The organism is Ciceribacter ferrooxidans, from assembly GCF_004137355.1.
Lineage (GTDB): Bacteria > Pseudomonadota > Alphaproteobacteria > Rhizobiales > Rhizobiaceae > Allorhizobium > Allorhizobium ferrooxidans.
On record NZ_SDVB01000311.1, the window covers coordinates 40,837 to 54,226 of the forward strand.

Consider the following 13,390-nt stretch of genomic DNA (forward strand, 5'->3'; position numbering starts at 1 on the left):
CCAGCCGGCCGAAGAGTTCTCAGAGCTTCACGGCGGCCGTGATCAGCGCCTGCGCGTCGCCGCTGTCCCAGGCCGCGGGGCCGTTCATGGAGCCGAGAAGGCAGCCGTTTTCATCGATCAGGAGCGTCACGGGAAGCCCGAAGGCAAGGCCCTGCTTCTTCAGGGCATTGAAGACTCCCATCGTGTTGTCACGATAAAGCCCGAGCTTGTCGACGCCGGTCTCGGCAAGAAAGGCCTTCGGCTTCTCTGCGTCACCCGTATCGATGTTGATCGCCACAACCTCGAAGTCCTTGCCACCCATCTTCCCCTGAAGACCGTTGAGCGCCGGCATCTCCTCGCGGCAAGGCACACACCATGTCGCCCAGACGTTGAGGAGAACCGTCTTTCCGGCAAAGGCCTCGATTGCCACGTCCTTCTCCGCGGCATCCTTGAACGTCAGGCCGGCAATCGAGCGCGGTTCCGTGACCGCGGTCATGGCGGCGACCTCGCCCTTCGTGACGGAGTCCAGGCCCGCTGCCTTGCTGACTGCTCCTTCGCACTGGCCCGCCTCCGCAGCAACCTCGCCATTGCCAGACACGGTCTGCTTCACGTATACCGCTGCCGCGCCGGCCAAAATCCCGGCGACTGCCGCAATCGCAACCAGCTTGGCGGAAGGAAGTCCGAGGGGTCTTTTTTCTGTCATCAACATCTCCGGGATGGGCATCAAATGGCCGAGGACACCAAGGACACGCTGACCTCCAACCAGATGTGGGGCGGACGTTTCGCCTCCGGCCCCGCAGCCATCATGGAGGAGATAAATGCCTCCATCGACTTCGACAAGAAGCTTTATGCCCAAGACATCCGCGGCTCAATAGCGCATGCGACCATGCTTGCCCATCAGGGCATCATCGCCGCAGAAGACAAAGACAAGATCGTTCACGGTCTGAACACGATCCTGTCAGAGATCGAAAGCGGCCGTTTCGAATTCTCCCGTCGCCTCGAAGACATCCACATGAACGTCGAGGCGCGGCTTGCCGACCTGATCGGTCCCGCAGCGGGACGCCTTCACACGGCCCGTTCGCGCAACGACCAGGTTGCCCTCGATTTCCGCCTCTGGGTGAAGGAAGAACTGCAGAAGACCGAGATCGCGTTGACCTCCCTCATCAACGCCTTCCTCGACCGGGCGGAAGAGCACGCCGAGACAGTGATGCCCGGCTTCACCCACCTGCAGACAGCCCAGCCCGTCACCTTCGGCCACCACTGCATGGCCTATGTCGAAATGTTCGGCCGTGACCGGCAACGCGTGCGGCACGCGATCGAGCACCTCGACGAAAGCCCCATTGGCGCGGCAGCACTCGCCGGCACCGGTTACAACATCGACCGGCACATGACCGCCAAAGCGCTGGGGTTCCGCGAACCGACCCGCAATTCGATCGACACCGTATCCGATCGTGACTTCGCGCTCGAATTCCTCGCCATGGCTTCGATCGCGGCCACCCATCTCTCGCGTCTGGCCGAGGAAATCGTCATCTGGTCCACGCCGCAATTCGGCTTCGTCCGGCTTTCGGATGCCTTCTCGACGGGCTCGTCGATTATGCCGCAGAAGAAGAATCCGGATGCCGCCGAGCTCGTGCGCGCCAAGACAGGGCGTATCAACGGATCGCTCGTCGCACTCCTTACCGTGATGAAGGGTCTGCCTCTCGCCTATTCGAAGGACATGCAGGAAGACAAGGAGCAGGTCTTCGATGCGGCCGAGAGCCTGGAGCTCGCTCTTGCGGCGATGACCGGTATGGTGCGCGACATGACCGTTCGGACGGACCGGATGAAGGCGGCCGCCGGCGCCGGTTACTCGACCGCGACGGATCTCGCCGACTGGCTGGTGCGGGAAGCCGGGCTGCCGTTCCGCGAGGCCCATCACGTGACCGGCCGCGCCGTGGCGCTTGCCGAAGGCAAGGGCTGCGATCTGGCCGAACTTTCGCTCGGTGAATTGCAGGCGATCAACCCGGCGATCACCGCGGGCGTTTTCGACGTGCTGACGGTCGAGGCCTCGGTCGCGAGCCGTAAGAGCTATGGTGGCACGGCCCCGAGCGAGGTGCGCACGCAGATTGCCTGGTGGCGCCAGCGCAACTGATCACCTTCCTTTGCGTTGCCATCACGAGATTGAGGGTGCACAAGACCCCGCTTTTTCGATAGAGGCTAGATATTGGTTCCTCCGGTTGGGCAAAGTAATGGCTAGGGCGCTTCGAAGCTTGTTCGTGACGATGGGTGTTATGGCTGCGGTATCCGTGGTGCTTTCCGGCTGCGGCCGCAAGGCGGACCTCGACCCGCCGAACATGCCGGCAGCCGAACAGAACAAGCAGTCGACCAAACAGGAAGCCACTGTTCCGGACGACCCCTTTGTCCTCGATCCTCTTCTCTGACAGGTCCCCGTCGTGAATCACTTCGAATATCGTGAGGGCGTTCTATACGCCGAGAACGTCTCCGTTCCGGCAATTGCCGCAGCAGTCGGCACGCCCTTCTACTGCTACTCGACGGCGACCTTGGAGCGTCATTACCGCGTCTTCTCCAAGGCGTTCGAGGGCACCGACGCGATGGTCTGCTACGCCATGAAGGCGAATTCGAACCAGGCCGTACTCAAGACGCTGGGACGTCTCGGCGCCGGTGTGGACGTGGTCTCGGAAGGCGAGTTGAGGCGTGCGCTGGCGGCCGGCATTCCTGGCGAGCGCATCATGTTCTCCGGCGTCGGCAAGACGGTGCACGAGATGGATCTCGCGCTGGAAGCGGGGATCTACTGCTTCAACGTCGAATCCGAACCCGAGCTCGAGGTGCTGAACCAGCGTGCGCTGAAGGCCGGCAAGGTGGCCCACGTCTCGTTCCGCATCAATCCGGATGTCGACGCGCGCACGCATGCCAAGATTTCGACCGGCAAGAAGGAAAACAAGTTCGGCATTTCCTACGAGCGTGCGCAGGCGGTCTACGCCCATGCCGCCACGCTGCCCGGCATCAAGGTCACCGGCATCGACATGCATATCGGCAGCCAGATTACCGAGCTGCAGCCGTTCGAGGATGCCTTCCGCCTGCTGAAGGAACTGGTGGCGACGCTGCGTGCCGACGGACACGCGATCGACCACGTGGACATCGGTGGCGGCCTTGGCATTCCCTATCACGACGATAACAATCCGCCGCCGGAGCCGGACGCTTATGCGCGGATCGTCAAGGAACAGCTGAGCGGCCTCGGCTGCCGCATCGTCACCGAGCCCGGACGCCTGATCGTCGGCAACGCAGGCATCCTCGTGACCGAAGTCGTCTACGTAAAAGATGGCGGCGACAAGACCTTCGTTATCGTCGACGCTGCGATGAACGATCTCATCCGCCCGACGCTGTATGACGCACACCACGAAATACGCCCCGTCGTGCTCTCCGCCGCCAGCGCGCCGAGGATCCGCGCCGACGTGGTCGGCCCTGTCTGCGAAACCGGGGACTATCTCGCACTCGATCGTGAAATGGCGATGCCACGCACTGGCGATCTGCTGGCAGTCGGCTCGGCCGGCGCCTATGGCGCTGTGCAGGCGGGCACCTACAACAGCCGGCGTCTCATCCCCGAGGTGCTTGTCAGGGGCGATGAATTCCATGTCATACGCCCGCGCCCGAGCTTCGAAGACCTGATCCAACTCGATTCGCTTCCTGCCTGGCTCGACTGACGCCACGAGAATGCGAAAATGACGGGCGGCAGCGCTTTGCCCTCGTCTTCGCCACAAAGAATGCTATCCTTGGACCTCGCCAAGTCCGAGGCTGCAGAATTGTCGGCAGGACGATCGACGCCGAGTGAGAACCTTACGGATGAACGCTGCTCCGTCTGAAAGAGAGAGCACGACCCTTCCTGGAACCGATCTCAGGCTTGTGCGCCGTGTGCGTGCGAAGCGCGCGGTCGCGCGCCTCGTCCTCTTCATCGAGCGTCTCATACCGCTTTTCCTCCCGGTGCTCGGCTTCGCGGCACTGTTCGTCTCTTTTGCCTGGCTCGGCCTCTACCGCATCTTTCCCGATTGGCTGCGTCTCGCGACGGTCTTCATTCTCACATTCGGTTTCCTGGCATCCTTGTTGCCTTTCGCGAAACTGCGCTGGCCCCGAGCCGATGAGGCTGACCGACTGCTGGAGGAGCGAAATCATCTCCCACACCAGCCGGTCGCCGCCCAGGATGACGTCCCGGCCTTCGAAACGCCATTCGCCCGCGCGCTCTGGAGCGAACACCAGAGACGCATGGCCGAGACAATCGCTTCTCTCGACGCCGGCACCCCACGTCCCGACATCGCGCGTCACGACAGGTTTGCGCTGCGGACCATCCCTGCCTTGCTCCTGGTGACGGCTTTCGCTTACTCCGGCTCCAACGGAGCCGGCACGGTTGCCGACGCTTTCCGCTGGTCGACATCCGGCGCGGCGGCACCGGACCTGCGCGTCGATGCCTGGATCACGCCGCCTGCCTACACCGGCAGGGCACCGGTCTTCCTGACGCGCCAAGACTCTGGAGAGGACGGCGGGGCACCTTCTGCGGTCAGCGTCCCCCAACACTCCAGAATGACGATCCGCGTGAGCGGAGGCAGCGGCGAGGAACAGGTCAGCTTTCAGCCCGTGAAGGCGGTGGAGGCTGTACCACTTGGAGCAGCAAAGACCGATAACCCTGCCGGAGAATCGGCATCCGAAGCTGTCCAAGCCACCGGACAGACCTACGAGGCGGAACTCACCGAGAGCGGTGTGCTGGCCGTCGGTCCGGGCCGATGGACCATCGACGTGACGCCTGACCAGCCGCCGCAGATAGCCTTCGACGGCACACCGCGGCGCAGCGTCAACGGCGCTCTCGAGATCGCCTTCAAGGGGCACGATGACTACGGTCTCGTCGAGGCACACGCCGAAATCGAGCCGACCGCCGCCAAACCCGACGCGACCCCGCTCTACCCGGCGCCCGAATACAAGCTCAATCTGCCGCGCCGGAGCCCGCGCGACCCGAAGGGCACGTCGAGCAGGAACCTGACGGAGCACCCGTTGGCCGGACGAAAGGTAAAGATCACGCTGGTCGCCCGGGACGGGGCCGGTCAGACGGGGCGCAGCGCTCCTTTCGAGACGACATTGCCATCGCGGGAGTTCGCGCAGCCGCTTGCTGCAGCCGTCGCCGAGGAGCGGCAAGTCTTCGCACTGGATACCCGCGATCTTCCGAAGGCGATCGCGCTCAACGAAGCCTTGTCCATCAGGGCGGACGAGACGATCCCGAACCTCACGCATTTCCTGTTGATCCAGTCGGCTCAGGCGCGGATGAAGCTCGCACGCACATCGGAAGACCTGAAGGGCACCGCCGATTATCTCTGGGAGATCGCTCTCGGAATTGACGACGGCGACCTTTCGCTGGCCGAACGGAAACTGCGGGTGGCGCAGCAAGCACTGCAGGACGCGCTCGAGCGCAACGCTCCCGACGACGAGATCAAGAAACTCATGGACGAGCTTCGCGCCGCGATGCAGGACTTCATGAAAGCGATGGCCGAGCGCCAGCCCAATGCGGGCTCGGAGAACCGTGAGCAGTCGGCGCAAAATGTCCTGCGCCAGCGCGACCTGGAGAACATGCTGAACCAGATCGAGAATCTTGCCCGCTCGGGCAACCGTGATGCTGCGCGGGACATGTTGTCTCAATTGCAGCGGATGATGAACAATCTCCAGACCGCACGGCCGCAACAGGGCAACCAGCAACAGAACAGCGAAGTACAGCAGCAGATCGACAAGCTCGGCGAACTGATGCGGGAACAGCAGAAGCTCATGGAGCAGACCTTCAAGCTCGACCAGGCCCTGAAGGATCGCATGCAGCGTGGCGACCCCAACGACGGTGAGGACGGCGAACTCACCGAGGAGCCAGGGCAGCAGCCGGGCGGCCAACCCTCGCCGACCGACAACATGACTGCGGAGCAGCTACGCGAGGCCCTGAAGAATCTGCGGGCACAACAGGATGCGCTCGGGCGCAAGCTCGGAGACCTGCAGAAAGGCCTGAGCGATCTGGGCGTGAAGCCGGGCGAAGGCTTTGCCCAGGCGGAACGTGAAATGCGCGGTGCCGGCGAAGCTCTGGGCCAGGGCCAAGGCGAACGGGCGGTGGAAGGACAGGGCAAGGCGCTCGAAGCTCTACGCCAGGGTGCGCGCGACATGATGGGACAGATGATGCAGGCGATGCGCAACCAGGGCCAGGGCACACAGCAGGGTGACCAGACCGGCCGCGATCCGCTCGGGCGTCCCCGTCCGACCGACGGGCCGGAATTCGGCGATGATGTGAAGGTCCCCGACGAGATCGACGTCCAGAGAGCCAGGGAGATCCTCGAGGCGATCCGAGAGAAACTCGGCGACAATCTCAGTCCCGAGTTGGAACGGCGCTATCTGGAACGATTGCTGGACATCCAGTAGGCGGCGGAAGTCGTCCTTGCCTCAGATTGCAAGGGCCTGGGCCACTGCCTTCCGGATGTCGAGAAGCGAGAACGGTTTGTCGACCACGTCGACCACCTTCGTCATCAGGTCGTCAGCACGCTCGCGCTGCTCGGCATAGCCGGTCATCAGCAATATCTTCAGGTCCGGAAATGCCGACGAGGCACGGTGCGCAAGTTCGATGCCGTCCATGACCGGCATGCGGATATCGGATAGCAGGAGATCGAAAGCGCCGTCGCCGAGTCTTTCCAATCCTTCGGCGCCGTCGGCGGCCTCTGCCGTGTCATGCCCGTCGAGTCTCAGTGCACGGGCGACGAACGAGCGCAGCGAATCCTCGTCTTCCGTTATCAGAATCCTTGCCATGGGCATGCTCCCGTCATCCATTCATATCGCTGCAAGTCACCAGAGTTTCCTTTGCGATCGGTAAACGGAAACGGCCGGTGACGGCGAGATGGTTAACAGGAACTTTGCAGAGGCGTGCTAGGCGTCGCCTTCCGCATCGCCGGTCACGACACCGACGAAGGGTAACTCGCGGAACGCATAGGCCACGTCCATGCCGTAGCCGACAACAAAGTAATCCGGGCACTCGAACCCGACGTAGTCAGCCTCGAACACCTCCTTGCGCTTCACCTTCTTGTCCAGGAGAACCGCGATCGAGACGTTGCGAGCACCGCGCTCGTACATCAGCGTCTTGGCAAACAGCAGCGTGCGCCCCGATTCCAGAATGTCGTCGATCAGCAGGACGTTGCGACCATGAACGTCGCTGTCGATGTCCTTGATGATACGCACCCCCTGGGACACGGTGCCTGTGCCATAGCTGGACAGCGTAATGAACTCGACCTCAGGTGCAAGTCCGGCATCATGCAGTGAACGAATGAGATCGGCCGCGAAGATGAAGGAGCCCTTGAGAACGGAGATGACCAGAAGGTCCTCACAAGGTCCGCTGGCAATCTCCGCAGCGAGCTGACGGTTTCGCTCGGCAATCTGCTCGGCCGTGTAAAGGGGCTCGATTTTCTTTCCGCGGACGACGGGCATACTTCACTCCATGAGATGAAAGACCGTCGGCGACATGGGCGTGCCGACATGCTTGCCGACCCGCGATAACACAATCAGATGCTGCGGGCATCCTCGTCCGCGAAAGAAAGCCGCAGTTCCGGCAATTTTCCACCGGGATGCCGGAGACGTGCAGCAAGACCCCGGCTCTCTCCAGCACCGATCGATCCGATGGGAGTATCGATGAACGTACTGGCCACGACCTGCCCGCCGGAAAGCAGATCCGCTCGAACTCTCGGCATCGACCGCTGTCCTGGGCCATGATTTTCGATGATCGCATTGACGAGCAGCACCTGCATGCCGTTTGCGTCCTGCGGCGTCAGCGTGACATGCGTGATGTCGAGCGCGGCGGCGCGAATCGGCGAGTCCCGCCCCGGAGAAGCAAACAGACCTGCGGCTGTAAAGACCGCGCCGAACACAAGCGCGACCAGAAACGCAAAGTTTCTGTCGGACAGACGTCCGAGTCCTCCTTCGAAACCGCCGATGACGCTACTGGTCAAGATGGAAAGAAAGGACCGCTTTCGAGAAGCGGGGCTTACAGGCCGGTTGTCGTGATTGTCGTTGCACCAGCTTTTGGCGCCTGCCGTGCGAATGTTCTTCGCGACTGTGACGAATTGTGCATCGGCGACGTCTGCCACGGACCTGCGGCCCGGCGAGGTGCGCCCGCCCCGGGCGGGACGCTCCGGCGGCAGCAGGTCGATGATTGCCTCGGCCGTCCGTCTGTGATTGCGGAATGCGCTCATCTTGCCCTCGCTGCGCGGCCCATCAAGGCGCCGCAAAACAGGCCATTGAAACGAATCCTCTCCAGTCGTAAATTTGAATGGTTAATGCTTCGCAAAGATCTGCCTGGAAGGCCGTCTTTCGACGCCAGTTTACCGTCTGTTAACCGAGTGCGTTAACAAGTCGCCAGAACTCGAGCACTGTCAGACCGGACCTGTCCGTTGATTCATTTCGAAAACGTCGGCCTGCGCTATGGAATGGGACCGGAGATCCTGAGGGATCTCACCTTCGACATCCCGAAGCGCTCCTTCCAGTTCCTGACCGGTCCCTCGGGCGCCGGCAAGACGACGCTATTGCGTCTGCTCTTCATGTCGCTGCAACCAACCCGCGGGCTCATCCGCAGCTTCGGTCGCGATGTAACGCAGATTCCGCGCAGCGAGTTGCCGATGTTGCGGCGACGCGTCGGAATCGTCTTTCAGGATTTCCAGCTTCTCGACCATCTCACGACCTACGAGAATGTCGCTCTGCCCTTGAGAGTTCGGGGCAAGGACGAAGCTGCATATCGCAACGATGTCATCGAGCTCCTGAAATGGGTCGGCCTCGGTGAACGCATCAATGTACTGCCGCCCGTCCTTTCGGGCGGCGAGAAGCAGCGCGTGGCGATCGCACGGGCACTGATCGACCGCCCCGAAATCCTGCTTGCCGACGAACCCACGGGGAATGTCGATCCGCCGATGGCGCGGCGTCTGCTGAGCCTCTTTCTCGAGCTCAATCGCCTCGGCACTGCGGTCGTCATCGCCACGCATGATTTTGCCTTGATGGATCAGATCGACGCACGCCGCATGATCCTCACCGACGGACGGCTGGAAATCTATGACTGATCTGCAACGCCGGCTTCCCCGCAGCAAGCAGCCGCCGCGCCGGACGGAAATGCACGTTCGCCCCACGGCCCCGATCCTGCCGGCCTCCAACATACAGGGCAATGCCCTGATGGTGGTGATCGCCATCATGGCCTTTCTCGCCTGCCTGACACTCGGCGCCGTCAGCATGGTGCGTGCGACGGCCGCCGGCTGGCAGAGCCAAATCTCGCGCGAGATCACCATCCAGATCAAGCCCGAGGACGGTCTCGACATGAACAAGGCACTGGTTCGCGCCCGCGACCTTGCCTTGACCTTCGTCGGCACCAGGGACGGCACAATCATGGACGACGATGCAACCGCCCGTCTCCTGGAACCGTGGCTCGGCACCGGGCTGGACATCAATGATCTTCCGGTACCGCGCCTCGTCATCATCACCATCGATGAGACGCATCCGCCGGACTTCACAGCGATGCGTGCGCTGCTGAAGGAGGAAGTACCGCAGGCCTTCCTGGACGATCACCGTACCTGGGTGGATCGCCTCGTCTCTATGGCGCGGACCACTGTTCTCGTCGGCTCCGGCATCCTGCTGCTGGTCTTCGTCGCCATGGTGCTGACCGTCGTCTTCGCAACGCGCGGGGCGCTCTCCGGTAACCGCCACATCATCGAGGTCCTGCATTTCGTGGGTGCCGAAGGCTCTTTTGTGGCGCAGGAGTTCCAGAAACACTTCCTGAAGATCAGCCTCAAGGGCGCGGCCGCGGGGGGCCTCGCGGCGGCGACGCTCTTCGCACTGGCAAGCTATTGGCAGAGCCGGTCGCTGGCGACACCCGAAAGCGATCAGACAGCAGCGCTCTTCGGTACCTTCAGTATTGGCTTCATGGGCTACCTTGGCATCTTCGCGACGATGATCGTCATTGCGCTGCTGACCACACTTACCGCCCGATTCACCGTCATCAGGACCATCTACGAGATCGATCTGATCCGTTCGGATCCCGCTCGCACGGATGGTCTGATCAGCGACTGAGGAAAGCCTGTTGACTTGCCACAAAGCCGCCTGTTCGCCGTGTCAAAAGGGCGGTATGCACAACATATGACGATGGGTCGGATGTCACGGATCACAGCAAGTCCGAAGATGCCGCGGCAGCGTCCCGCGCACGGCCTCTTCGCGCGGCGTGGACCGTTGCGTCGCGTTCTGCGCTATGGCGGCATCGTCGCCATATTCGCCTGCGCCCTCGTCGTTGCCGGCTTCCTGCGCTTTGCCGATCATGTGACGACACTGAAACCGCCCGCGGACCCCCGCGCCGATGCGATCGTCGTCCTGACCGGCGGATATCAACGGATCGACCAAGCGGTCGACCTCCTCCGCCGCGGCTCGGGCAAACGCTTGCTTATCTCCGGTGTTCATCCGACGACGACGCCATCCCAGATCCGGCGGATGACACAAAGTCCCAACGATCTCTTCGACTGCTGCGTCGACATTGGCTACCAGGCGCTCGACACTATCGGCAACGCCAACGAAATATCTCGCTGGATCCATGACCGCGGCTATTCCCGGGTTTTGGTTGTGACCAACAACTACCATATGCCACGCAGCCTCATGGAGCTCCGGCGTGTCGACCGCGCGACGGAATTCATCGCCTATCCGGTCGTGAATTCCGACCTCAAGACCACCAACTGGTTTGCGAACCCCAGCGTTCTACGCACGCTGCTTGCAGAGTACGGGAAGACCCTGGTCGCCTTCGCACGCGGTCTGGTGGGCTGGAGCATGGGAGACGGCTTGCGCTCGAGCGCGACACTCGCCAAATCAGTCCAGTGATAACGGTGCCGGGCGCTTTCTCTCGGACCTGATTTCGTATAGGCACGTCGCAACCACGCCGCGGGAAGCCTTTCATGATCGCCTTGCGTTCCATTCTCTTCAACACTGCCTTCTATCTGAATCTCATCCTGCGGATGATCGTGCTTTCACCGATCTATTTCGTGATGCCGCGCAAGAAGGCATTCTCGATTCCGAAGAACTGGGCGCTCTCCTGCCACTGGCTGATGAAGACGATCGTCGGCACGACATTCACGATCGAAGGGCTTGAGAATATCCCCAACGGGGGATACATCCTGGCGCCGAAACACCAGTCGTTCTGGGACACCTTCGCCTTGCTGCCCTGGCTCGACGACCCGGTCTACATCCTGAAGCGCGAGCTTCTCTGGATTCCTCTCTTCGGCTGGTATGCGAAGAAGCAGCGGATGATCCCGGTGAACCGCGGCGCACGCGGCAAGGTCATGGCCGCAGTCATGGCGCGAACGGCCGAGGAGATGCGCAACGGCCGCCAGCTCATCATTTATCCAGAAGGAACGCGCCGCGCGCCCGGCGCTCACCCGGAATACAAATACGGCATCGCCCGGCTTTACCGCGATCTCCAGGTGCCGGTCGTACCGGTGGCGATGCATCCGGGTCTCTTCTGGCCGCGCCGCAAATTCCTTCGTTTCCCGGGCCACTTCAAAGTGCGTATCCTGCCCCCGATCGAACCCGGCCTCGATCCGGACGCATTCTTCGAGAGACTCATGCATGTCCTCGAAGCGGCAAGCGACGAATTGCTGATCGAGACCGCGAGAGAGAACCCGCACGTGCCGCTTCCGCAGACGGCAAAGCGTCGTCTCAACGAACTGGCAAAAGAAGCGGCGTCAAACGAGGACCGCTGACCGTCGTCCGGGTTGCGCGCGGACGAGCCGGCGGCCTATAAACCGATTGCTCAACCGATTGCCGCCAGTACCTGTTCCAGCCAGTGATCCCGGATGCCCATCTCCTGCAAATGTGCGACGGTATTCGCGACATATGCCTGATTGGGACCGGACTGCCCGACCGCCTGGCTCACAATGCCTGCGGCCTCGGTAATCGTCATGGCGCCGGCATATTGCCGATGACTACGATCCACCACGTAAGTGACCGCCGAAACCGTGCGGCCATCATTGAGCGCTATCGGCATCGAGCGTTCGCGGTAAACATGGGTAACGAGTTCGCGTTCGCGCAGATAGTCGAGGGTAGCGTCCCACTCCGAGGGAGCGACACGAAAGGCCACGCCGCGGCACGAACCTCCACGATCGAGGCCCAGCACCAGACCTGGACGCTCTTCGGTTCCCCGATGCACCCATGAATGGACACAAAGCGAGCGCCGATAGCCGAAGGTTCGGCCTTGCACCCGTTCCTCAAAGGGGAAGCCCGGATTCCACATCAGCGATCCGTAGCCAAAGACCCAAAATTCGTCCATATCCGGCATCATCTCAGTGCGTTCGAATTGTCCCATCATGGAGTGCCCGATGGCATCGTCAACCCGATCCGGTCAGACAGCTGTGACGCGGAAAGTCGTCCTGCTCGGCGCGCTCGTCGCCCTGGCGATGGGCGTCTATAGCGGAGGCTGGATGCTCGCCGCAACCCTGATGCGACAGCGCGTTTCAGAACTCTTCGACGGCGGCGATGCCGGAGGCGCCGAGGTTCGCTGCAACGATATGGATATCCGCGGCTATCCCTTTCGTATTGGCCTCTTCTGTTCATCGATCACTGTCGATGACCGTTTCAACGGTATTTCCGCGTCGCTCGGCGCGTTCCGCTCTGCCGCCCGAGTCTACGCACCCAGTCACTTCGTATGGGAAATGGATAGCCCTGCGGAAGTGCGATCGGCGCTCGGGTTCTCCTTCTCGGCGCAATGGGAGAAACTGCACTCCAGCGCCAGCGCCTGGTTCGATGGCCTGTCCCGCTCCTCACTCGTAACCGAGGGTTTGAAGATCGACGCCACAGCGGTGGCAGACCGCAGCACCGCCACGGTGCGAAGCGAGCATGGGGAGTTCCATATCCGCCGCAACGGAGAAGACCTCGACGCCGCTGCGCTGGTGACGAACGCAAGCGTCCTCATGCCGAAGGCGACACCACTCACTCTGCCGCCTGTCTCCGCCAGCCTTGACGTAACACTGCTCGGCAAGGCCGCCCTCCTCGATCCGGCGCATGACGCTGCCGCCGCCGAACTCTACGGGAGCAAGGGTGAGATCCGCCGGCTTGTGATCGATCTTGGGGAGGGGCGCGTCCTGACGGCCAGCGGCCCATTGTCCGTCGGTGACGATGGCAATCTCTCCGGCAAGCTTCACCTCGAGCTCGAGAAGGTCGAGGGCTGGAAAGAGGCGCTGACGACGGCTTTCCCAAATTCGTCCGAGGATTTCGACAACGCCGCGAAGGTGCTCGCCGCACTTTTCGGAGGGAAGGATTCCGGCTCCGCCGAGCTCATCTTACATGAAGGCGTCGTCTCCGTCGGGATCATCCCGATCGGTATCCTGCCGCCCCTCTGACG

General features: G+C 62.1%; 14 protein-coding genes. 9 read left to right on the top strand and 5 right to left on the bottom strand.

Annotated features, from left to right (window positions below; translation table 11 throughout):
• Positions 1–19: 19 nt before the first annotated feature.
• Positions 20–682, bottom strand: coding sequence for a thiol:disulfide interchange protein TlpA (tlpA, locus tag EUU22_RS20360; protein WP_129333817.1), 663 nt, complete (start codon positions 680–682; stop codon positions 20–22).
• 24 nt (positions 683–706) lie between these two features.
• Between tlpA and argH the strand changes: the two genes are divergently transcribed.
• The 4 genes from argH (at position 707) to EUU22_RS20380 (ending at position 6,411) form a co-directional block, all read left to right on the top strand.
• A complete protein-coding gene (gene argH, locus EUU22_RS20365; protein WP_129333818.1) occupies positions 707–2,110 on the top strand; it encodes an argininosuccinate lyase in 1,404 nt (467 codons plus the stop codon).
• A 139-nt stretch (positions 2,111–2,249) separates the two neighbouring features.
• Positions 2,250–2,399, top strand: coding sequence for a lipoprotein (locus tag EUU22_RS20370; protein WP_245485190.1), 150 nt, complete (start codon positions 2,250–2,252; stop codon positions 2,397–2,399).
• A 12-nt stretch (positions 2,400–2,411) separates the two neighbouring features.
• Complete coding sequence (gene lysA / locus EUU22_RS20375) at positions 2,412–3,680, top strand: diaminopimelate decarboxylase (protein ID WP_129333820.1); 1,269 nt, start codon at positions 2,412–2,414, stop codon at positions 3,678–3,680.
• A 139-nt stretch (positions 3,681–3,819) separates the two neighbouring features.
• Entirely contained in the window at positions 3,820–6,411 is a 2,592-nt protein-coding gene (locus EUU22_RS20380) for a TIGR02302 family protein (protein ID WP_129333821.1), read from the top strand.
• 21 nt (positions 6,412–6,432) lie between these two features.
• Here EUU22_RS20380 and EUU22_RS20385 read toward each other — a convergent pair whose 3' ends face one another.
• The 3 genes from EUU22_RS20385 to EUU22_RS20395 form a co-directional block, all read right to left on the bottom strand.
• Positions 6,433–6,792 (bottom strand): response regulator, encoded by a 360-nt coding sequence (locus EUU22_RS20385; RefSeq protein WP_129333822.1) that lies wholly within the window; start codon positions 6,790–6,792, stop codon positions 6,433–6,435.
• A gap of 117 nt (positions 6,793–6,909) precedes the next feature.
• Positions 6,910–7,464, bottom strand: a complete 555-nt coding sequence (hpt, locus tag EUU22_RS20390; RefSeq protein ID WP_129333823.1) for a hypoxanthine phosphoribosyltransferase — start codon at positions 7,462–7,464, stop codon at positions 6,910–6,912.
• A gap of 74 nt (positions 7,465–7,538) precedes the next feature.
• Complete coding sequence (locus tag EUU22_RS20395) at positions 7,539–8,120, bottom strand: hypothetical protein (protein WP_129333824.1); 582 nt, start codon at positions 8,118–8,120, stop codon at positions 7,539–7,541.
• Between the two features lie 303 nt (positions 8,121–8,423).
• Here EUU22_RS20395 and ftsE point away from each other — a divergent pair, with 303 nt between their 5' ends.
• The 4 genes from ftsE (at position 8,424) to EUU22_RS20415 (ending at position 11,753) form a co-directional block, all read left to right on the top strand.
• Positions 8,424–9,083: a cell division ATP-binding protein FtsE gene (gene ftsE / locus EUU22_RS20400; RefSeq protein ID WP_129333825.1), complete on the top strand. Its 660-nt coding sequence runs from the start codon at positions 8,424–8,426 to the stop codon at positions 9,081–9,083.
• Positions 9,076–10,083, top strand: coding sequence for a cell division protein FtsX (locus tag EUU22_RS20405; RefSeq protein ID WP_129333826.1), 1,008 nt, complete (start codon positions 9,076–9,078; stop codon positions 10,081–10,083). The genes ftsE and EUU22_RS20405 overlap by 8 nt, the downstream gene beginning before the upstream one ends.
• A gap of 66 nt (positions 10,084–10,149) precedes the next feature.
• Complete coding sequence (locus EUU22_RS20410; protein ID WP_129333827.1) at positions 10,150–10,875, top strand: YdcF family protein; 726 nt, start codon at positions 10,150–10,152, stop codon at positions 10,873–10,875.
• Positions 10,876–10,949: 74 nt separating this feature from the next.
• Complete coding sequence (locus tag EUU22_RS20415) at positions 10,950–11,753, top strand: lysophospholipid acyltransferase family protein (protein WP_129333828.1); 804 nt, start codon at positions 10,950–10,952, stop codon at positions 11,751–11,753.
• Between the two features lie 50 nt (positions 11,754–11,803).
• Here EUU22_RS20415 and EUU22_RS20420 read toward each other — a convergent pair whose 3' ends face one another.
• Positions 11,804–12,331, bottom strand: a complete 528-nt coding sequence (locus EUU22_RS20420) for a gamma-glutamylcyclotransferase (RefSeq protein WP_165351257.1) — start codon at positions 12,329–12,331, stop codon at positions 11,804–11,806.
• A 37-nt stretch (positions 12,332–12,368) separates the two neighbouring features.
• Here EUU22_RS20420 and EUU22_RS20425 point away from each other — a divergent pair, with 37 nt between their 5' ends.
• Positions 12,369–13,388, top strand: coding sequence for a DUF2125 domain-containing protein (locus EUU22_RS20425; RefSeq protein WP_165351247.1), 1,020 nt, complete (start codon positions 12,369–12,371; stop codon positions 13,386–13,388).
• Positions 13,389–13,390: the final 2 nt, after the last annotated feature.